The sequence below is a fragment of the Pseudoduganella chitinolytica genome (assembly GCF_029028125.1).
GTDB lineage: Bacteria > Pseudomonadota > Gammaproteobacteria > Burkholderiales > Burkholderiaceae_D > Rugamonas > Rugamonas chitinolytica.
Map to the genome: position 1 here is coordinate 2,735,302 of NZ_CP119083.1, position 20,887 is coordinate 2,756,188.

A 20,887-nucleotide genomic window follows, 5' to 3' on the forward strand; every position below is an offset into this window, starting at 1 on the left:
AGGAACGCTGGCGGCGTTTTCGCACGACGCCAGCGGTGGAGCTTCGCCGCTAGCAACTCACTGTGCCGATGCTGTCGCCGGTCCGCAAGTCGATGCCGATCCAGCACCGGTACGGACCGTCTTTCGTTGCCTTGTCGGAGGCGGTATAGATGCACGTGATGTGATGACGAGCTGTAATCACGAGAGGAATCTCGACATCGTTGAACAGCACTTTCTCCACCGGGGCAACAACGCGAAATAGCGCAATCAGTCTAGTGGTGCTTTCCCGGTCGTACTTGCGATCGGACCAACGGATCGGCTCCTCCCTGCCATCCTTGCGCACGGGTCGAATATCGCTGTCGTAATCGAGCCGCGTTCTGTTTGACCTTGGCCAACGGGACGGTAATTCATTATTGCTAGCTCAGCAAACAGCCTAGGATATATAACAGAAAGCGACTGCTTGCGCTGCGCGCCAACTTCGGTTTGCACCTCGAACGGCTTGGACGCCGCCTCCCCGAGAATGAAGCGTGATGTCGTGCTAAAATGTTAAGTTTTCGAACTGACGGCAAGCACTGGCGCGGCGTGCAAGTTGGGGGCAGCCCGGATCCCTGCCGCGCCTCGGCGCTGACGTTCCGTCTTCGATCCTGAAAAAATCCATCGTATAACAGCTCCATGACCGTACCCACGCAGGCTCCTTCGCAGCTCACCGCACGCGCGCCAGAAGTCGCCGTCGCACCACTGAACACGATCGACCAGCAAGACGTCGGTGCGGCAGCAGCAGCCTTCGACAAATGGCTGCGCAAGATCAGCCACGACTACGTGACGCTGGAGCGCCTGAGCACCGTGGCCGGCAGCCTGCCCGTGATCGGCAACATCATGGCGCTGATCGACGCGGTCATGGATGTCATCGGCGTGATCCAGAAGTACATCGCCAGGAAGGAACCCGATTTTCTGGAATGGGTCAGCCTGGGCATCAACCTGATCGGCGTGATGCCGCTGCCGGCAACGAGCGCGGCGCGCATGAGCCTGCGTCCGGCCCTGCACCTGGCCCGGCAAAAGTTGGCGATGGGCGTCAAGGATGTCGGCGCCGCGGTGGTCGAAGTGCTGGTTGTGCACCTGAACGCCAGGCTGGCCGGCGAGCTCGAGACTTTTATCGATGGCGCGATGAGCAGGCTGTCCGGCATCCTCGACGAATGCGCCAAGGTTGCCGACGGCATCGCCGACGACCTGATCAAGATCCTCAATCGCTGCATCGGCAACGAGCCGCTGTTCGACATCGCTCCCCCCGCGGAAGCGGAAAGCAAGCTGCACGACCCCAAGGTGCAAAGCAGTTGGCGCCGCATGCTGGGCGCCCTGGACCGGCAGTACAAGAGGGCCGCGAACTACGCTGCCGCCACGGCAGCCAGGCAGTTGCCGCAAAGTGCAGTAGCTGGCGTGAGAGCCATCATCGGTCACCTGAAGGAATTCAAGCCGGCGTTTCGCGGCAAGCTCGCCTCACTGGCCGACGAACAGGCGCAGATGAGCATCAAGTGGATCCTGATGCGCCTGCGGGACGCGGTTATCGAGCACAAGAAGCGGTATCCGGTACTGGTGCCCTCCGCCAAGGGCGCGCAGCACAAGAAAGATAAACCCGGGCAGGAGCTTGCCGCCACCCGCCATCAAAGCCCGGCAACTAGCGACGCCAATAACTGCAAGCTGTGCCCCGCCAAAGGCGGCACGGCGCGCTCGATCAGCTTTGCCACCGGCGCCGAAACGTTTACGCATACCGACTTCGTGCTGGACGCGCCGCTCCCGATCGAGTGGAACCGCACCTACCGCAGCCAGCTGACCGCCTATGATCGCGGCAATCTCGGCGCGCGCTGGTTGACCCCGTACAGCACGCGCATCGACGTCATCGGCCAGGGCAAGCCCACCGGCCTGCGCTATCACGCCGCCGATGGCCGCAGCCACCGCTACCCCTGGTTGGCAGTCGGCGAAAAGCTCCACGACCCGGTCGAGCAGATCACGCTGACCCGCCTGAGCATCACCTTGCTGACGCTAGACTTCGGCAAGCCGCTGCCAGAAGGCGAACCCAGCCCATGGCGCGAAACGTATGAGCTGACCGACACCGTCCGCGCCAAAGCGGCGGAAATGGGCAAGCAGCATTTCCGGCTGATCGCGCTGCATGCCAAAGACGGCGCGGCCCTCGGCTTGCGCTACGACCACGTCGTCGCCGGCGAGACGGTACTTAGCGACATCATCAGCAAGCAAGGTGACACCATCATCGCCCATGCCGGCACCCAGGTCGATGCCGGCACCGGCTGCATCCGCGCGCTGTGGGAAATCCAGGACGGCAAGCTGGTGCGCCAGCTCGCCGCCTACGACTACGACGAGCACGGCGACCTGCTCCAAGCCCAGGACGAAAACGCCGCCGCCTGGCACTACCAGTACGACCACCACCTGATTACGCGCTACACCGACCGCACCGGGCGCGGGATGAACCTGGCGTACGACAGCACCGAGCCAACCGCCAAGGCGATCCGCGAGTGGGCGGATGACGGCACTCACGACACCCGGCTGGAATGGGACAAGAACATCCGCCTGACCTACGTCACCGACGCACTGGGCAACGAGACGCGCTACTACTACGACATCGCAGGCTACACCTACCGCACCGTCTATCCCGACGGCGGCGAAGAATGGTTCTTCCGCGACGATGCGAAGAACGTCGTCCGTCACATCCACGCCGACGGCACCAGCGAGCATTACCGTTACGACGACCACGGCAACCTGCTCAGGCATACCCGCGCCGACGGCACTCAGGTCCATTTCGAATATGACGCCCAGCACCGCATCACGGGCATCCTGGACGCCGAAGGCGGCACCTGGAAGCGCGACTACAACGCTCAAGGCCACTTGGTCGAGGAAACCGATCCGCGCGGTAACAAGATGCAATACGCCTACGACAAGGTCGGCCGGCCCGTCGAAGTCACCGATGCCAAGGGCGGCATCAAGAAACTCTGAGGTGTACTGTCAATAACGGACACGCTTGTCTTAAGCCGCCTGCTGTTCGCTGAAGGATTCGGCGAACAGCGCTGGCGGAACAAAGCCGATGCGGGAATGGCGCCGCTGTCGGTTGTAGAAAATTTCGATGTATTCCTGAATCGAGGCCTTTGCCTCAGCACGGGTGGCATAGCGGCGATGATGGACAAGCTCGTTCTTCAGCGTGCCCCAGAAGCTCTCCATTGGCGCGTTGTCATAGCAGTTCCCGCGGCGCGACATCGAGGCGCGCATGCCGAACTGCGCCACCAGCTCCTGGTAGGCATGGGCGCAGTATTGGCTTCCACGATCTGAATGATGGATCAGCCCTGGTGCCGGCCGTTTGTAGCTCACAGCGCGCCACAGCGCCTGCGTCGTCAGATCTTGCGTCATGCGTTCGCCCATCGCGTAGCCGACGATCTCGCAGGTAAAGACGTCCTTCACGCCGGCCAGGTACAGCCAGCCTTCGGCAGTCGGAATATAGGTGATATCCGTCACCCATACTTCGTCAGGCCGGCGCGGTGCGAACCGCTGTTCCAGCAGGTTTTCAGCAACGGGCAAGTTGTGATTCGAATTCGTCGTTGCGATGAACTTGCGCCGCTGTTTGCAGCGCAGATTGAGCTCCTGGCGCAATCGTCGAACCCGATCGCGGCCGACCTCGTGTCCCTGCGCAGCGAGCTCTCGCTTTATCCGTGGCACTCCGTAAGTCTCGCGGGTCTGCCGATGCACTGCCGAAATCAATACTTTCAGCCGCTCGTCGTCCTGCTTGCGTGTCGACGGCTTCGCCCGCAGCCAGTCGTAGTAGCCGCTGCGCGAGACGTCCAATACTTGGCACATCAGCTTCACAGGATAGTCAGGGAAATTGAGTCGCATCGTCTTTATCCACGCGTACTTGGCAGCGACTCGCGCGCAAAGTACGCCGCCGCTTTTTTTACGATATCCCGCTCCATTTCTGCTTGCGCCAGCTGCTTGCGCAGCTGTGCGTTCTCCGCCTCCAGCTCGGCCACGGAGCGGCTTCCAGGTGCTGTTGTTGCAGCCGGCCCGCGTTTGGCTGCTGCTACCCAATTGGCCAGCGTCCCTTTTGGAATGCTGACACGTGCCGCCGCCTGCTCAATGGACAGGCCCTGCGCCAGTACCAGCTTGACAGCTTCTTCCTTGAGTTCGGGGGTGTACGTCTTCTTCAATGTCTTCATAAAGGCTCCTGTTGGCGAACTTTACCAAACAAGAGTGTCCGAAAAAATCAGAGTACCTCACGACGCGCTGTACCAGGAAACCGGACGCACCCAGGCCAATGGCCTGCTGCAAACGATGAAGTACGACCCGGCCGGCCGGCTGATCGAACAGCAGCTCGGCGCCATCGCGCGGGCCCAGCAGAACTTTGCGCCCGGCCAGTACCGTCCCGACGTCCAGGTCGGCATGCAGGCAGCGATCCAGCGGCGCTACCGCTATGACCAGGCCGGCCAACTGACCGGGATCGACGACAACCGGCGCGGCCGGATCGAATACCGCTACGACCCGGTCGGACGGCTTCTGGCGGCAAACAGTGCCATGGGCCACGAAACGTTCGCGTTCGACCCGGCCGGCAATATTCAGGTGCCCCAGGCCGCGCAGCGCCAAACGATCAGCCACCGCCCCCCGCTGCCAAAAGTGCTGGACAACCTGCTCAAGGAATATGCCGGCACCAGCTACCGCTACGACGAACGCGGCAACCTGGTCGAACGCGTGCAGAATGGACAGCGCGACACGTTCGAATGGGATGCGTTCAACCGAATGACCCGCGCCAACACCCGATACGGCGTCACGACGTTTGCCTACGACCCACTGGGGCGGCGCATCGCCAAACACAGGCAGGCGGCGCAAGGCACTGCCCTCCGGCACACGACCCGGACAATGTACGGCTGGGATGGCGACACGTTGGCCCTGGAAAGCAGCGCGTACCAAGGCCATGCGCCGGGCGAACGCACGGTGCACTATGTGTACGAGGGCGGCAGCTTCGTGCCGCTGGTGCAGGCCACTCGAAGCCGAGCGCTTCAGCTGGCGACGACGACGGATGTGAAAGCGCTGATGGCGGGCAATGACGGCAAGTACGACATCGCGCTCGATCCGCTGTGGAACGGCGAGCACGAGCAGGAGGCCGAACCGTTCAGTAGGGATGAGATCGCCTTCTATCAGTGCGATCACCTCGGTACACCGCAGGAACTAACGGATTGCGAAGGCAAGGTTGCGTGGTCTGCGCAGTACAAGGCTTGGGGACTAGCCAAAGAAGCGATCACCGACTCGGCACACAAGGCCGGGATCCGCAACCCGATTCGGTTCCAGGGGCAGTATTTTGATGAAGAGACGGGGCTTTTTTACAACAGGCATCGATACTACGACCCGGATAACGCAAGATTCCTCACTCAAGATCCAATTGGATTGGCGGGAGGGGAAAATCTGTATCAATACGCCCCTAACAGCACAGGTTGGGTTGATCCACTTGGGCTAAACAAAAACTCATCCGTAAAAAATACCACTTCAAAGAAGCATGCCTGTTCCTTAAACCATTCTCCTAGCCCTACCATTACAGCTGCCGAGCTGGAGGCAAGAACACGACCAGAAATACGAGGTATAGCGATTAAGAAAGGCCTGGTGCCACATCCAGCAAAGACGAACAAATGGATGGATCCTATAACAGGAAAAGAGCGGTTACGTATTGATCCAGGACACATTGACAAGCAGACTGGATTACCCTATAACGACCCGCAAGCAGCAGCACCACATGTTCATGCATACGAGTGTGACGGGAGCACGAAAATACGTGACGCAACAGGGAACGCCCACATTCGGATAGATCCCTCTTTACCATAAGGGTATTAGATATGACGGAAGAGCAACAGTATTATGCATTAGATGATGACCTCGCTGTGTGGGTTGAAGATGAATCATCAATCCACATAAAGGCAGCTTCTCAATTCGGAGACCCGGTTGAGTTATCCTTCGATCAAGCAGAAGAGTTGGCCCATCGATTATTAGATTGGGTAAATAAATATAAGTGAGTTGCGCTAGTGAAGCACGCTTAGTGCCGAGACGCTGGCGCAAGCGCATAAAGCGGTCCACGGCGAAGGTACAGGTAGCGGCAGCGGGACTCAAGCCGGCGAGCTTGAGGCTGTCATCTACCCTGATGGCATCGACGAGCACCTGCACCACGATGCCGAAGCCCGGCTGCTTGCGCGCGTACCGAAATGCAACGCAGCACCGCCGATCGCTAGACCGCGGCCGGACTGATCGCGCAGCGCACCGACGCGCTTGGCCAAAGCCTGCAGTACCGTTGGGACGCGCTGGGCCGCCTGTCCGTGCTGGAAACGAAAACGGCAGCGTCTACCGCTTCCAGTACGATCCGGTCGGCCGCCTGCTGCAGGAACAGGGTTTCGATGGCAAAGCCACCGAGTACCGCTACAAGGAAGGCACCGGCGTGCTGGCGCAAACCGTCGAAGCCGGCGTAACGACGCGACTCGAGTTCGACGCCATGGGCCGGCTCGTACAACGTCGCGCCGCAGCCCCTGGCAAGCCGGAGCAAATCGAGACCTTCGCGTACAACGCCAACGGCCAACTGGCTGACGCAAGGAACGAGCACGCCCGGCTGCAATGGTTCTACGATGCCGCCGGCAACTTGGTGCGCGAGCACCAGCACTACCAGGGCCCGTTCCATCCCGACAAGCGCACCGCCGTCTGGCACCACCAATACGACGAACTCAACCTGCGCACCGGCACCACCCGCCCCGACGGCCACCGCATCGAATGGCTGACGTACGGCGCCGGCCACGTACACGGCCTGCTGCTTGACGGGCAGGAGCTCGTGTCCTTCGAGCGCGACGCGCTGTACCAGGAAACCGGACGGACGCAGGCCAACGGGCTGCTGCAAACGATGAAGTACGACCCGGCCGGCCGCCTGATCGAACAGCAGCTCGGCACTATAGCCCGCGACCAGCAGAACTTCGCGCCCGGCCAGTACTGCCCGGACGTCCAAGTCGGCATGCAGGCAGCGATCCAGCGGCGCTACCGCTACGACCAGTCCGGCCAGTTGACCGGGATCGATGACAACCGGCGCGGCCGCATCGAGTACCGTTAGACCCGGTCGGGCGCCTGCTCGCCGCAAACAGCGCCATGGGCCACGAAACCTTCGCCTTTGACCCGGCAGGCAATATCCAGGTGCTTCCTGCTGCGCAGCGAGAAGCGATCAGCCACCGCCCCCCGCTACCAAAAGTGCTGGACAACCTGCTCAAGGAATATGCCGGCACCAGCTACCGCTATGACGAACGCGGTAACCTCGTCGAACGGGTGCAGAATGCACAGCGCGACACGTTCGAGTGGGATGCGTTCAACCGGATGGTCCGGGCCACTACCCGGAATGGCGTGACGATCTTTGCCTACGACCCGCTGGGGCGGCGCATCGCCAAGCACAGCCAAGCGAGTGAAGGTACCGCCATCCGGCAGACGACCCGGACCATATACGGCTGGGATGGCGACACCTTGGCGTGGGAAAGCAGCGCCCACCAAGGCCATGCGGCGGGCGAACGGACCGTGCACTATGTGTACGAGCGCGACAGCTTCGTCCCGCTGGTGCAGGCTACCCGAAGCCGGGCCCTTCAACTAGCCCTGACCACGGATGTGAAAACGCTAATGGCAGGCAACGACGGAAGGTATGACATTGCCCTTGATCCACTATGGAATGGCGAACTCGAGCAGGAAGCCGAGCCGTTCGGCAAGGATGAGATTGCTTTCTATCAGTGCAATCATCTTGGTACATCGCAGCAGTTGACGGACTGCGAGGGCAAGGTCGCGTGGTCGGCACAGTACAAGGCATGGGGACAGGCGAAGGAGGCGATCAGCGAGGCAGCACATAGAGCGGGCACAAGTAGTTCGATCCGGTTCCCGGGGCAGTACCTTGATGACGAGACGGGTCTGCATTACAACCGGCATCGGTATTACGACCCATCTAGCGGACGATTTATCACCAATGATCCGGTCAGATTGCTCGGGGGAACCAATACGCATGTTTACGCGGCTAACCCACGGCATGGACTGATCCGTTAGGACTCACACGCTGCAGGTCAGCCGCAGCTACTTTGGAAAGATTAAAAGGCATGCATATCGGCCGAATTGAGAAAACCATAACAGCGAGAGGGTTCTCAAAGAAAAAGGACAACGGGAAGAATGCGACTTGGAATCATGCCGACGGGTCGGAGGTTCGGATTCAAGTCAATCTCGACAAGAATGGAAATCTTAAAAAGAAGGCTTGAATGCTCACGTCCACAAGGAGGATCCGTGCGGAAACCCGTTGGATGACTATGGCTTGGTGAATACAAATAAGTACGATAACCATATTGGGATAAGGAATCCCAAGGACTATCCGACAGCCAGAGCAAGACCTCATGGGAGTGAAATCTGATGGGACACTGTGTGCACATTTACTTTGAATCAAAATCCGAGAAAGACGCTGCGTTTTTTGATTTAGCAACCTCAAGCGATATTGAAATTATCGCGATAGACGCTATTCGAGTTATTGACCCATCATCCAACTCAGACAATTTCATCACCAACGGAACAGACTTTATTAAAGTCGGAATTGATGTGAAAACCAGGCCACTTTCTATTTTTATGGTTAATAAACTAGGGAACCGCTGATCAATTGACGATTTTCAGCGTGCCTGCAGTCTTTTGACGGCCAAGCCGTCCCGTCATTTTGATATGCGCGTTTTGTGGTCGGGACAGCCGAATTTACAGCGAATCGTCGGGTTTTTTTGCGCCTTTCGGCGCTCAGGACGCACGTGGGGATTCAGTGATCGTAAATCGCCGGCCAGCCAGCATCAGATTTGCTAAGCCGAACAGCGTGAACAGCTGAGCAGTGTTCTTTGCCAGGCCGCGATAGCGCGTCTTCCGGTGACGAAACAGGTTCTTGATGACGTGGAACGGATGCTCGACTTTCGCCCGCACGCTGGCTTTGAGATGCTCCAGTTTTTCGACCATGCGACCCAGCTTGTTCTTCGGCAGCGCCTTGCGCTTGGAACGCTTCATCGCGACATGCCATGTGACTGATTTGCCTTGATTCTCCGGGCGTTTCTCCACGCCTTGGTAGCCCGCATCGCCCAGCGCAGCAGACTCGTCGCCATGCAACAGCGCGCCAGCTTGCGTGACGTCCGAGACGTTGCCGGCGGTGCCGATGACGGTGTGCACGAGGCCCGACGCAGCGTCCACGCCCACGTGCGCTTTCATCCCGAAGTGCCAATCGTTGCCCTTCTTCGACTGGTGCATTTCCGGATCGCGCTCTCCGTCTTTGTTCTTCGTCGACGGCGGCGCCGCGATCAACGTGGCGTCGACGATAGTCCCCTCGCGCATCATCAAACCCTTCTCGGCGAGATGGCCATTGATGGTGTCGAAGATCTTCTTGGTCAGCCCATTCGCCTCGAGCAGATGCCGAAACTTCAGCAATGTCGTCGCGTCGGGCGCGGACTCCCGGTTGAGGTCGATGCCGACGAAGCCACGGATCGCCTGGCTGTCATAGATCGCGTCCTCAATGCCTTCGTCCGACAGACCAAAGCATTGTTGGGCCACGTACATGCGCAGCATGCGCGCCAGACCAATCGGCGGACGGCCAGCGCCCTTGACCTTCGGGTAAAACGGTTCGATCTCTTGATGCAGCTTGCCCCACGGCGTAGCCTTATCGATTTCCGCAAGAAAGCGGTCGCGCCGCGTCAGTTTCTTTTTGTTGGCGTACTCAAGGTCGGAGAAGCTCTTCTGCATGATCGACGGAACGGGGTTGGGTGAAGCGAAATTATCTCAGACGGGCGCCGCCAGCGGAGCGGCCGGCGCCGAATAAATCAGCGCTTCCCTAGGTCGATATCAGTGTCGTGTTAAAGATTGCGACGACTCTGAAGAAGAACCAAGTGAGCACCTTACGAACTTCTTCCGTTGCTAAGTCTACTGAAATAACTCCCTCGATCAAACGACCAACAAGCAAAGTACTGTGCACACCGTGACGAAAATTGCCATAATAATCCCAGTCGACGACCATGAAAAACAGAGAATTATTATCGTGATTTTATCTTCCCCGTTCCAGGTAGCGGCAGCCGTAATCATCCTGGCGAGTTCGGGGCTGTCATCCGAAACCCAAAAGATGGCGTCTGGCACTCTATTGACCAGACAGGTCACGGAGGAAGTGCGGTGAAGCAATTTGAACAACGGGTAATGCGCTTCATCATACCTTTGACCTGGACGAATTCGGTGACAGAATGGGAAAACACAAAGGGGAAGCTGGGAAAATGGTCGACCTCAAATCGCTTAAATGTAAGGATACGAAACCATGATCAGCTCTACAGAAGAATTCATTAAATTATGCTCCAGCCAAGATGCAGAGGCAGCTAACAAAACGCTTTCGGAAAACGCAACAATCGAAACATGGACTGAGATCATCGAGACCTGTCCGGAAAGGCGGATAGACGTTGCGCAAAACCGCACGATTCCAGACGAAATCATGCGTATCCTCGCTTCTTGTGACGATCCGACTGTCCGTTCGCTAATTGCACAGAAGCGGCGCTTGACTCTGGATATGTTCCCGCTACTTGCAAGAGATCCAGACGAAACCGTACGCAGGGCGATTGCGGCCAATCACCCTATAGTGGATCCACGATTTGAGACGGTGGTTTAAGCTGTTGTCCGCGAAAGGATGACAGACTATGAGTGAAGGTAAAAAACGCAGGGTGCACAGCGCCGACTTCAAGAGCAAGGTGGGCTTAGAGGCAGTGCGCGGAGTGAAGACGGTGACGGAAATCGCACAGGAATTCGGCGTGCATCCCGTGCTGGTCGGGCAGTGGAAAAAGGAGATTCTGGAGAACGCTGGGGCGCTGTTCGATACCAAGCGTGGCCCGAAGCCGGTCGATGAAACGAGCCCGGAGGATAAGCTGTACAGCGAGATCGGCCGGCTCAAGATGGAAGTGGATTGGCTTAAAAAAAAGCTGGGGGAATGAGCCGCGAAGAGCGCCTGGGCTGGATCGAACCGGAGCACGCCGAGATGCCGATAACGCGCCAGTGCGAACTTGCCGATGTACCACGCGCGACGGTATACCGGCGGCTGGAAGCGGCATCGCGACAGCGGTGCGAGGACGAAGAAGATCTGAAGCTGCGCGCGCTGATCGACGAGGAATATACCAGCAGACCGTTCTACGGCAGCCGGCGCATGGTAGTGTTTCTGCGTGAGCGCGGCCATGTGGTGAACCGCAAGCGTGTGCAGCGGCTGATGCGGGAAATGGGCTTGGCAGGCATGGCGCCGGGGCCGGCGACGAGCAAGCCGCATCCGCAGCACAAGGTGTATCCCTACCTGCTGCGCGGTGTGGCGGTAACGCGCCCTAACCAGGTGTGGTCTACAGACGTGACCTATATCCGGCTCGCGCGTGGCTTTGCCTATCTGGTGGCGATTATCGACTGGTACTCGCGGCGCGTGCTGGCCTGGCGAATCAGCAACAGCATGGATGCGTCGTTCTGCGTGGACTGCCTGGAGGAAGCGCTGCGTGTGCACGGCAAGCCCGACGTGTTCAACAGCGACCAGGGATCGCAGTTTACGAGCACGGCATTCAGCGGCGTGCTCAAACGTGAAGGCGTAGCCATCAGCATGGACGGACGCGGTCGAGCGTTGGACAACATCTTTGTCGAGCGGCTGTGGCGCAGCGTGAAATACGAAGACATATACCTCAAGGGGTACGGAAACATGGCCGAGCTGACGCTCGGCCTGGCTCAGTACTTCGTGTTTTACAACGGCACACGTCCGCACCAGTCTCTGGGATACCGTACGCCTGCCGATGTCTACCGCAGCGGCAGCGGTGGGGGCGCGCTGATCGTGGATAAGTACGGCCAGACCAGCATCGCCGAGGCTGTGGAGCCGTGCCGGGAGCAGCCACTGGAAGATACCCCTCTCCAGCGGCCCGGTGAGAGAATTACGGGGCAGCGCCGAGCAGCTGCAAAAATGAAGACAGACCAGCTTAAATTATCGGCCTCAGTGTCTTGACGAAGGGGTCCACTTTACCCCCCCTTGAGCTTGTTAGGAACTTAACCACCGACTCTATTGAAAGCGTAGCTTCAGTTGCCGAATACAATTTTCGCGAACGATCAAAGGGCAATAAGAACCACTAACAGCCAAGCCGTCATTTCTGCAAAGCTAGGCCCTCGTGTTCCGTTTACGCCCAAAATCCGGTCCCTGCTCCCGGTTTCCAGTGTGACCCTGTCGTCCGCCTGCTGCAGGTTTCGATGGCAAGGTCACAGAACGGTATCTGACGCGGGAGGCAATTGGTCTGTCCGGTGGTCACCACCTTTATCAAGGCCACACTGTCGGAGGATCGGTCAAAGGATGGGGTCAGCTCTGGCAATCAGACATTGTGTTCGCGAATAGAGTGGACGCATTTCGCTTGAGCGGAGTTCGAGCGGCTACACCGCCGGAAGACGAGCGCGCGCCCTCGGCGCGCGGCGCTGTTGAGGGTCTGCTTTCTTCGCTCTGCGGAGAAAGCAGACCCTCAACAGCAGATGGGCGATTCGGAGAGGGCTGCGCTTGCAGGCGCAGCCCTTCGAATCTCACGCGGAGAGCGCGCAGGCGCTCTCCTCGCTTCCGCCCGAAAATAAAAAGACCGCCGAGGCGGTCTTCTTTTATTTCCTGGCGGAAGCGGTGAGATTCGAACTCACGAACGGCTCACACCGTCGGCAGTTTTCAAGACTGCTGCCTTCAACCACTCGGCCACGCTTCCTCGTCGGTGTACTTGTACACCAAGGTGCCCGCATTATACAGAATCCTTGCTTGGCCGCCAGATGCAGAGGTGCTGATGACGGGGACGACGGGGCTAGGTTTCGGTGAAGCCGGATGGGAGAACGCGAGCCGCAACTTGGGAAACCAGGGTCAGTCCCGAAGGGACAGACCCTCGCCCGGAGAGGTCGGCGGCCAGCCGACGGCTGCATCAAGCCGCCTTTACCCCGACCATCCACTTCTCCCGCAACGCCCGCTCGAACTCGCCCGCAGGCAACGGCCGCGAGTACAGGTACCCCTGCACCTCGTTGCAGCCGGCACTCTTGAGGAAAGCCAGCTGCTCGACGGTCTCGACGCCCTCGGCGATGACGCGGTGCTTGAGCTGCTGGGCAATGCTGATGATGGTGCTGGCGATGGCGCAGTCGTTGGCGTCCGTCGGGATGCCCGTCGTGAACGAGCGGTCGATCTTCAATGTGTCGATCGGGAAGCGCTTCAGGTACGACAGGCTGGAATAGCCTGTGCCGAAATCGTCCAGCGACAGTGCCACGCCCAGCGCCGTGATGCGGTCCATGATGCCGATCACCCGGTCGATGTTGTGCATCAGCGTGCTCTCGGTGATCTCCAGCTCCAGCCACGACGGCTCCAGGCCGTAGCGGCGCAGCGTTTCCTGCACGCGGCCCGGCAAGGCCTGCGTGAATTCGCGGGCGGAGACGTTGACGGCGAGGCGGATCGGCTGCAGGCCGGCGCGCTTCCATGCTTGCGCCTGGGCGCAGGCCTGCTCCAGCACCCACTCGCCGACCTGCACCACGAGACCCGTGGCCTCGGCCAGCGGGATGAATTCGGCCGGCGGCACCATGCCGCGCTCCGGGTGCTGCCAGCGCACCAGCGCTTCGGCGCCGATGATGGTGCCGTCGTGGATCGAGAACTTGGGCTGGTAGTGCAGCAGCAGCTGGCCGTTGCCCAGCGCCTGGCGCAGGCCCGATTCGATGCGCATGCGTTCGTGCATGCCCTGGTTCATGTCCTGGCTGTAGAACGCCACGCCGTCCGCTTCCATGCCCTGCTTGGCGCGGTACATCGCGATGTCGGCCTGGCGCAGCAGCGTTTCCGCGTCCGTGCCGTCCTGCGGGTAGACGCTGATGCCGATCGAGGCGCCCACGCGCAGGTCGTTGCCGTCGATGATGAACGGCGCCGACAGCGCGGCCATCAGCTTCTGCGCCACCAGCGACGCTTCCAGGTCCTGGCCGATCTCGAACAGGCCGACGGCGAATTCGTCGCCGCCCAGGCGCGCCACCACGTCCTGCTCGCGCAGCGCCTGGCGGAAGCGGCGCGCCACTTCCAGCAGCAACTGGTCGCCGGCCTGGCGCCCCAGCGCGTCGTTGATCAATTTAAAACGGTTCAAGTCGACGAACAGCACGCAGCCCTGCATGCCGCCGCGCTGCGCCACCGCGATGGCCTGGTCGACCAGCTTCGTCAGCAAGGTGCGGTTGGGCAGGTGCGTCAGCGCGTCGTAGTAAGCCAGGTGGTGGATGCGTTCTTCCGCTTCCTTGCGCTCCGTGATGTCGGTCAGGTAGGCGATCAGGCCCATCGAGCGGTTGTCGATGTCGCACAGGGGCGACAGCGACAGGCTGGCCCAGAACACCTCGCCCGACTTCTTCTTGCGCCGCACTTCCATCAGGCGCCCGCCCTGCTCCAGGAACGGATCGTGGAAGGTCGGGTCCTCGTCGTCGTACAGGAACAGGATGTTGCGGCCCACCGCTTCCACCGACGTGTAGCCGAACAGGCGCTCGGCGCCCTTGTTCCAGCTCGTGATGAAGCCGCTCTGGTCCATCGTGATGACCGATTCGTGGATGTGGTCGAGGATCTGCGCCTGGTGCTGCAGCTGCGCCTCCACCTGCACGTAGGCGTGGGTGGTGCGCTGGGCCCGTTCGTGCACCTGCAGGACGCTGCCCGCGAGGCCCGCGAGGCTGGCCAGTTGCTCGCGCTCCACCGTGCCGTAGTCGTCGCGGCCCGCGACTTCGAAGCGGCCGAAGCGGTGCTGTTCGTACGCCACCTCCTGCACCAGCGCGCCACGCGGTGCCGCGCTGCCGGGCGTGACGCCTTCCGGCACGTAGCGGCCCCACGGGCTGTGCGTGATGGCGGCGGCAATGCGCCCCAGCTCCGCCGTCAGTGCCGGTCCGCGCAGGCGCAGCACCGCGTCGCACACGGCCGCGCTGCTGCCCAGGAAATCGGTGACGGAATGGGGCATCTACAGGTTCCTGCTGACCTGGATGGCCCAGTGGTAGCCCTGCAACTGGCTTTGCCAGTAGCCCTCGGCCGTCAGGCCCAGCGCGGCCAGCCGCGCCGTGTCGGGGACCGGCTGCTCCACCAGCGCCAGCAACTCGCCCAGCGGGCCGCTGCGTTCGATCAGCGCGCCGGCCACGTCGGCATCGAGGTTCAAGGCACCGACGATTTCCAGCATCGGCATCGACAGCAGCACGTCCAGCAGCGCGAACACGCCGACAACGAACGCCATGTCCTGCCGGTCCCGGTCGCCGCCCTGCTGCTTGCACAGCGCCTCCATCTGCGCGGCGCGCAATGCCGCCAGCGGCAACAGCAGGTTGGCCGTGCTGTCGTCCTGCTGACGCGCATACAGCAGCAACTGCAGCCAGCGCTGCAACTGGCGCCGTCCCAGCACGTTGATGGCCTGGCCGAAGTTGTGGATCGGCGCGGACAGCGCGAACGCGGCGGAGTTGACGAGTTTCAGCAGGTGATACGACAGCGCGGGGTCCTGCTTCAGCACCGTCTCCAGCTCGCGCGAATCGGCGTCGCGCGCCAGCAATCCCAGCAGCGCCAGCAGGCGCTTGCGCGCGGTACCGTCGCCCTTCTCCGGCATCGGTTCCCGTTCATAGGGACCGCTGAACCACGTCATGCCCGCCGCGCGGCACACCGCCAGGCGCGCGGCGCCCGGCACGTTGCGGGCCCAATGCGGACCGGGAAGGCTCATCAGCGCCAGCGCGGACGGCAGGCCGACGGCGCAGTCGCTCGTCACGCCGCGCACGCCCACCTGCGTGCCGTGGATGCCCGGTTCGCCGTCGACGACGATGCGGTAACCCTGCTCGACCAGCTCGGCGCAGCGCTTGCGCACGGGCGGCTCGGCCAGCACGGCGGCGGGAATGCGCAGCACGATGCGGCTGGACGGCAGCACGGTCATGTGCTCGTCCTTCAGGCGCAGCGGATCGTCCAGCGCGACGATGCAATCGAGCGGCGCCAGCGCGGCGCCCACGTCCGGATAACCGAGCAGCTGCAGCACCGCCTGCCAGGCATCCTGGCCCGGGGCGGGCGTCAGGGCCAGCGCCACCCACTGGTGCTGGGCGTTCGCCACGGCCTCCAGTCCCGCCAGCGGGAACTTACTTTGGTCAGCGGAGATTGCGGTATGGGTCACGGAAGACGGTCACGAAATTTTCAATCAGGCAAAAGTAGCCGTGGTGGAATATAGCAGAAATTGCCTTGTGTACATGTGCGCACGGTAGAGAACTGATTCCGGTCACCAACATTTGTCCACCGGCTACAACGGTTTACGCACAGCCGTTGACACCCTGGCCAGTTTGTTTCTTTTACATCTGCGGCATGTGCTGGACGGCATAACGGATCAGTTCCGCCTGCCCTTCGATGCCCAGCTTGCGCTTGATGTTCAGGCGGTGGGTCTCGACGGTGCGCACCGACAGGTCCAGCGCCCGGGCGATCTGCTTGTTCGATTCGCCGTTGGCGATGTGGCGCAGCACCTCCTGCTCGCGCGTCGTCAGCGCTTCCTCCTGCACCGCGCCGGCAGGCCGCGCCAGTTGCGCCGCCAGCGCGGCACTGTAGTAGATCCCGCCCGACATGACCGTCTCGATGGCCACGACGATGTCCTTGCCCGGCGCATCCTTCAGCACATAGCCGCGCGCGCCGGCGGCCATCGCCTGCGCCACGTAGTCCTGCTTGTCGTGCATCGACAGGATCAGTACCGCGATGGCCGGGAACCGCTCGCGGAACGCGGCCGTGGCCTCGATGCCGTTCTTGCCGCGCATATTGATGTCCATCAGGACCAGGTCCGGCGCGTGCGCGTGCGCCACCTCCAGCGCCTCGTCCGCGCTGCCGGCCTCGCCCACCACCTCGAAGGCCGGCACGGCTTCCAGGCGCGCGCGCAGGCCGTCGCGCACGAGGGGGTGGTCGTCCACCAGCAGGATGCGGATCGTCTTTTGCAGCGTCATTTGCCGTTCTCCACGCGGGCACGCACGACGGTGCCGTCCGCGTCCGAGGTCAGTTCGAAGCGGCCGCCGATCGACTCCATCCGCTCCATCATGTTGCGCAGGCCGATGCCGCGCTGCGGGTGCTGGGCGATGCCGGCCGTATCGAAGCCCACGCCGTCGTCGCTGATCGCCAGCGTGACGCCGTCCGCATCGCCCGTCAGCGCCACTTCGATGCGGCTTGCATGCGCGTGCCGCTCGATATTGGTCAGCGCCTCCTGCGCGATGCGGAACAGCACCGTGTTCGCCACGTCGAACAGCCGGTCGGTGCGGCCGGACGCCGTGAACTGCACGGGCATGCCGCTGGTCTGCTGGAACTCGTTGGCCAGGTGGGCCAGCGCGGCGGCCAGGCCGATATCGTCCAGTACCGCGGGACGCAGGTTGTGCGAGATGCGCCGCACCTCGCCCAGCACCTTGTTCAACTGTTCGGCCGTGTGCTCGAACGCGGCCACGGCCTTTTCCGTCTGCGGCGGCTGCGCCGTGAGGCGCACGATGCCGGCCTCGATCTGCAGCTTGATCGACACCAGCCACTGGCTGATGCCGTCGTGCAGGTCGCGCGACAGGCGCGCCCGCTCCTCCTCCTGCGATTCGACCACGCGCTGCGCCAGCGCCTTCAGCTTGGCATCGGCCACGCGCGATTCCGACACGTTCAGCGCCAGCCCGGAAGCGCCCACGGCCAGCGCCGACAGGATCGCGATCCCGGCGATCCACAGCATCGTGCTCTGGATATTGCCGCGCTGCTGGGCGTCGATGCGCGCCAGCGCGTTCTCCACGTCGTCCAGGTAGATGCCGGTGCCCAGCATCCAGCCCCACTGCTGCATCGGGATCACGTAGCCCAGCTTCGCGACTTCGCGGTGCGTCGAAGGCTTGACCCAGTAATACCGTTCCAGCCCACCGCCGGCGCGGGCGCGCGCCAGCAGGCGCTCGATCGTCGGGTTGCCGGCGCCGTCCTTCATCGTCAGCAGGTTGCGGCCCACCAGTTCCGGCTGGCGCGGGTGCATCAGGCTGTTGCCCTGCATGTCGTAGACGAAGAAGTAGCCGTCGTCGCCGAACGACAGCGACGACAGGATGCGCTTGGCCTCGTCGAGTGCGGCCGGGTCGCGCCGCCCGGTGCCGTACAGGTGCGCCACCGAATGCAGCGCCAGGGTCACGTAGTGCTTCAGCTCCGCTTCCTTGCTGGCCAGGTACGCCTGCTCGATGGCCGCCTTCTGCTGCTGCGCCAGCAGGTTCGACTGGTGGCGCACCGCCAGCGCGATCGCGCACAGCGCCAGGATCAGCGGCGCAATCGCGAGGAACAGGACTTTCTGGCGCAGTTTCATCCCAGGATTGTACGTTGCGCGCCCCGATGCAAGCCTACGTAGTACTACCGAGCGGGGCTGCGTAGTGTTGCGCTTGCGACAGTTATACACGTCGTGAATACTGCCGATAAGTTGCGCGCAGACCGCCGCCGGCGGCTGGCAGCAGCACATTGGAGGAACCATGCAACAGCTCTACAAAAAGCTCGGCTGGGCGGCATTGTCGCTGGCCGGCGCGGCTTCGCTGGGCGTCATCGCCCTGAAGCGGGGCGAACCGGTCAGCGCCATCTGGATCGTCATCGCGGCCGTCTGCGTCTACCTGATCGCCTACCGCTTCTACAGCCTGTACATCGCGCGCGACGTGATGGGCCTGGACCCGCGCCGCATGACGCCGGCCTACAAGCACAACGACGGCCTCGATTACGTCCCCACCAACAAGAACGTGCTGTTCGGCCACCACTTCGCGGCGATCGCCGGCGCCGGCCCGCTGGTCGGCCCCGTGCTGGCGGCGCAGATGGGCTACCTGCCCGGCATGCTGTGGATCCTGGCCGGCGTCGTGTTCGCCGGCGCCGTGCAGGACTTCTTCGTGCTGTTCCTGTCGATGCGCCGCGACGGGCGCTCGCTGGGCGACCTGATCAAGTCCGAGCTGGGCCCGATCCCCGGCACCATCGCCCTCTTCGGCACCTTCATGATCATGGTGATCATCCTGGCCGTGCTGGCGCTGATCGTCGTGAAAGCCCTGACCGGCTCGCCGTGGGGCACCTTCACCGTGATGGCGACGATCCCGATCGCCGTCTTCATGGGCCTGTACTCGCGCTACCTGCGCGTGGGCCGCATCGGCGAGGTGTCGATCATCGGCTTCGTGCTGCTGATGCTGGCGATCGTGGGCGGCCAGTACGTGCAGGAGCACCCCGTCTGGGGTGCCATGTTCGACTTCACCGGCACCGAGCTGACGTGGATGCTGATCGGCTACGGATTCATCGCTTCCGTGCTGCCGGTCTGGCTGCTGCTGGCCCCGCGCGACTACCTGTCCACGTTCCTGAAGATCGGCACCATCGTCGGCCTGGCGGTGGGCATCGTGATCGTCGCGCCGATGCTGAAGATGCCGTCGCTGACGCGGTTCATCGACGGCACGGGCCCGGTCTGGACGGGCAACCTGTTCCCGTTCCTGTTCATCACGATCGCCTGCGGCGCCGTGTCCGGCTTCCATGCGCTGATCTCGTCCGGCACCACGCCGAAGATGATCGAGAACGAATCGCACGCCCGCTTCATCGGCTATGGCGCGATGCTGATGGAGTCCTTCGTCGCCATCATGGCCCTGGTGGCAGCGTCCACCATCGAGCCGGGTGTCTACTTCGCGATGAACAGCCCGGCCGCGCTGATCGGCACGACGGCCGAATCGGCGGCCCAGGCGATCTCGCAGTGGGGCTTCTACGTGACGCCCGACATGCTGACGCAGATGGCCAAGGACGTCGGCGAGCACACCATCATCTCGCGCGCCGGCGGCGCGCCCACGCTGGCCGTCGGCATGGCGCACATCCTGTCGAACGTAATCGGCGGCCAGGCCATGATGGCGTTCTGGTACCACTTCGCCATCCTGTTCGAGGCCCTGTTCATCCTGACCGCGGTGGATGCCGGCACCCGCGCCGGCCGCTTCATGCTGCAGGACCTGCTGGGCGCCTTCGTGCCCGCCCTGAAGCAGACCGACAACGTGTTCGCCAGCCTGCTCGCCACCGGCCTGTGCGTGGCGGCATGGGGTTACTTCCTGTACCAGGGCGTAGTCGATCCGCTGGGCGGCATCAACACCCTGTGGCCGCTGTTCGGCATCGCCAACCAGATGCTGGCCGGGATCGCGCTGATCCTCGCGACCGTCGTGCTGTTCAAGATGAAGCGCGGCCAGTATGCGTGGGTGACGATCGTGCCGACCATCTGGCTGCTGCTGTGCACCCTGACGGCGGGCTACCAGAAGATCTTCGACGCCAATGCCAAGATCGGCTTCCTGGCGCACGCCGACAAGTACTCGGCCGCGCTGGCCAAGGGCGAGGTGCTGGCACCGGCCAAGTCGCTCGAGCAGATGCAGCAGGTGATCTTCAACGACTACGTCAATGCCACCCTGGCCGGCTTCTTCATGGTCGTCGTGCTCTCGGTGCTGGTGTTCGGCGTGCGCATGGCCCTGCGCGCCCGTGCCGCGGCACAACCGAGCCACAAGGAGACGCCGGCGCAGCTGATGCCGGCGGCGCAGTAAATGTTCGACGAAATCGTCAAGGCCGGCCGCTACCTGGGGCAAAGCATGCGCCTGATGGTCGGCCTGCCCGAGTACGACACCTACGTGGCGCACTGCGAAGCGAACCACCCGGACCAGCCCATCATGAGCTACGAGGAGTTCTTCAAGGAGCGCCAGGAGGCCCGCTACGGCGGGGCCGGCAAGCGGGGTGGGTGCTGCTGACGGCGCCCTGCTCTTCATCGGCTCGAAGCCCGGTCGCGTTTTGCGGCCGGGCTTTTTTTTGGTTCTTCACGGATTTCCGGGAAGGTGCGCCGAAAAACAGGAAAGCGGTAGAGAAGAGTTA

Annotated in this window: 15 protein-coding genes, 1 tRNA gene and 1 pseudogene; 9 read left to right on the top strand and 8 right to left on the bottom strand. The window is 62.1% G+C overall.

Annotated elements, in window-relative coordinates; all coding sequences use genetic code 11:
* Positions 1 to 49: 49 nt before the first annotated feature.
* Positions 50 to 322, bottom strand: a complete 273-nt coding sequence (locus tag PX653_RS12135; RefSeq protein ID WP_277418119.1) for a hypothetical protein — start codon at positions 320 to 322, stop codon at positions 50 to 52.
* A 329-nt stretch (positions 323 to 651) separates the two neighbouring features.
* On the opposite strand from PX653_RS12135, the gene PX653_RS12140 reads away from it, so the two are divergent.
* Positions 652 to 2,982: a DUF6531 domain-containing protein gene (locus PX653_RS12140; protein WP_277418120.1), complete on the top strand. Its 2,331-nt coding sequence runs from the start codon at positions 652 to 654 to the stop codon at positions 2,980 to 2,982.
* Between the two features lie 30 nt (positions 2,983 to 3,012).
* On the opposite strand, the gene PX653_RS12145 is transcribed toward PX653_RS12140, so the two are convergent.
* Positions 3,013 to 4,190 (bottom strand): IS3 family transposase gene (locus PX653_RS12145; RefSeq protein WP_371876380.1). Its coding sequence is split into 2 segments (ribosomal slippage): positions 3,013 to 3,932 and positions 3,932 to 4,190, totalling 1,179 coding nucleotides; the frame shifts between segments, so codons are not numbered across the junction.
* 34 nt (positions 4,191 to 4,224) lie between these two features.
* Between PX653_RS12145 and PX653_RS12150 the strand changes: the two genes are divergently transcribed.
* From PX653_RS12150 to PX653_RS12165, 4 genes are all read left to right on the top strand, one after another.
* A complete protein-coding gene (locus tag PX653_RS12150; protein ID WP_277418566.1) occupies positions 4,225 to 5,844 on the top strand; it encodes an RHS repeat-associated core domain-containing protein in 1,620 nt (539 codons plus the stop codon).
* 11 nt (positions 5,845 to 5,855) lie between these two features.
* On the top strand, positions 5,856 to 6,032 hold the full coding sequence (locus PX653_RS12155; protein WP_277418121.1) for a hypothetical protein: 177 nt from the start codon (positions 5,856 to 5,858) through the stop codon (positions 6,030 to 6,032).
* Positions 6,033 to 6,304: 272 nt separating this feature from the next.
* Positions 6,305 to 7,105 (top strand): hypothetical protein, encoded by an 801-nt coding sequence (locus PX653_RS12160; protein WP_277418122.1) that lies wholly within the window; start codon positions 6,305 to 6,307, stop codon positions 7,103 to 7,105.
* Positions 7,106 to 7,140: 35 nt separating this feature from the next.
* Positions 7,141 to 8,070, top strand: coding sequence for an RHS repeat-associated core domain-containing protein (locus tag PX653_RS12165; protein WP_277418123.1), 930 nt, complete (start codon positions 7,141 to 7,143; stop codon positions 8,068 to 8,070).
* A gap of 723 nt (positions 8,071 to 8,793) precedes the next feature.
* Here the strand turns inward: PX653_RS12165 and PX653_RS12170 are convergent.
* The gene (locus PX653_RS12170; protein WP_277418124.1) at positions 8,794 to 9,777 is read right to left on the bottom strand and encodes an IS5 family transposase; all 984 of its coding nucleotides are present in this window, start codon (positions 9,775 to 9,777) and stop codon (positions 8,794 to 8,796) included.
* A gap of 559 nt (positions 9,778 to 10,336) precedes the next feature.
* On the opposite strand from PX653_RS12170, the gene PX653_RS12175 reads away from it, so the two are divergent.
* Positions 10,337 to 10,681, top strand: a complete 345-nt coding sequence (locus PX653_RS12175; protein ID WP_277418125.1) for a hypothetical protein — start codon at positions 10,337 to 10,339, stop codon at positions 10,679 to 10,681.
* Between the two features lie 28 nt (positions 10,682 to 10,709).
* Positions 10,710 to 11,881 (top strand): annotated as a pseudogene (locus PX653_RS12180) (IS3 family transposase); the annotation flags it as partial.
* A gap of 793 nt (positions 11,882 to 12,674) precedes the next feature.
* Here the strand turns inward: PX653_RS12180 and PX653_RS12185 are convergent.
* The 5 genes from PX653_RS12185 to PX653_RS12205 form a co-directional block, all read right to left on the bottom strand.
* Positions 12,675 to 12,764: transfer RNA gene (locus PX653_RS12185), tRNA-Ser, on the bottom strand.
* 207 nt (positions 12,765 to 12,971) lie between these two features.
* A complete protein-coding gene (locus PX653_RS12190; RefSeq protein WP_277418126.1) occupies positions 12,972 to 15,005 on the bottom strand; it encodes a putative bifunctional diguanylate cyclase/phosphodiesterase in 2,034 nt (677 codons plus the stop codon).
* Complete coding sequence (locus PX653_RS12195) at positions 15,006 to 16,181, bottom strand: HDOD domain-containing protein (RefSeq protein ID WP_277418127.1); 1,176 nt, start codon at positions 16,179 to 16,181, stop codon at positions 15,006 to 15,008.
* Between the two features lie 172 nt (positions 16,182 to 16,353).
* Positions 16,354 to 16,989 carry a response regulator gene (locus PX653_RS12200; protein WP_277418128.1) on the bottom strand — a complete coding sequence of 212 codons (636 nt, stop codon included), beginning with the start codon at positions 16,987 to 16,989 and terminating at the stop codon, positions 16,354 to 16,356.
* Positions 16,986 to 18,344, bottom strand: coding sequence for a cache domain-containing protein (locus tag PX653_RS12205; RefSeq protein ID WP_277418129.1), 1,359 nt, complete (start codon positions 18,342 to 18,344; stop codon positions 16,986 to 16,988). The genes PX653_RS12200 and PX653_RS12205 overlap by 4 nt, the downstream gene beginning before the upstream one ends.
* Before the next feature lie 160 nt (positions 18,345 to 18,504).
* On the opposite strand from PX653_RS12205, the gene PX653_RS12210 reads away from it, so the two are divergent.
* Both PX653_RS12210 and PX653_RS12215 read left to right on the top strand, forming a co-directional pair.
* Positions 18,505 to 20,565, top strand: a complete 2,061-nt coding sequence (locus tag PX653_RS12210; RefSeq protein WP_277418130.1) for a carbon starvation CstA family protein — start codon at positions 18,505 to 18,507, stop codon at positions 20,563 to 20,565.
* Positions 20,566 to 20,766: a YbdD/YjiX family protein gene (locus PX653_RS12215; RefSeq protein ID WP_112937846.1), complete on the top strand. Its 201-nt coding sequence runs from the start codon at positions 20,566 to 20,568 to the stop codon at positions 20,764 to 20,766.
* Positions 20,767 to 20,887 lie beyond the last annotated feature (121 nt).

Coding starts and splice junctions, on each gene's coding strand:
- PX653_RS12140 (WP_277418120.1), top strand. CDS start 652: ATGACCGTACCCACGCAGGCTCCTTCGCAGCTCACCGCACGCGCGCCA.
- PX653_RS12155 (WP_277418121.1), top strand. CDS start 5,856: ATGACGGAAGAGCAACAGTATTATGCATTAGATGATGACCTCGCTGTG.
- PX653_RS12165 (WP_277418123.1), top strand. CDS start 7,141: ATGGGCCACGAAACCTTCGCCTTTGACCCGGCAGGCAATATCCAGGTG.
- PX653_RS12170 (WP_277418124.1), bottom strand. CDS start 9,777: ATGCAGAAGAGCTTCTCCGACCTTGAGTACGCCAACAAAAAGAAACTG.
- PX653_RS12175 (WP_277418125.1), top strand. CDS start 10,337: ATGATCAGCTCTACAGAAGAATTCATTAAATTATGCTCCAGCCAAGAT.
- PX653_RS12190 (WP_277418126.1), bottom strand. CDS start 15,005: ATGCCCCATTCCGTCACCGATTTCCTGGGCAGCAGCGCGGCCGTGTGC.
- PX653_RS12200 (WP_277418128.1), bottom strand. CDS start 16,989: ATGACGCTGCAAAAGACGATCCGCATCCTGCTGGTGGACGACCACCCC.
- PX653_RS12205 (WP_277418129.1), bottom strand. CDS start 18,344: ATGAAACTGCGCCAGAAAGTCCTGTTCCTCGCGATTGCGCCGCTGATC.
- PX653_RS12210 (WP_277418130.1), top strand. CDS start 18,505: ATGCAACAGCTCTACAAAAAGCTCGGCTGGGCGGCATTGTCGCTGGCC.
- PX653_RS12215 (WP_112937846.1), top strand. CDS start 20,566: ATGTTCGACGAAATCGTCAAGGCCGGCCGCTACCTGGGGCAAAGCATG.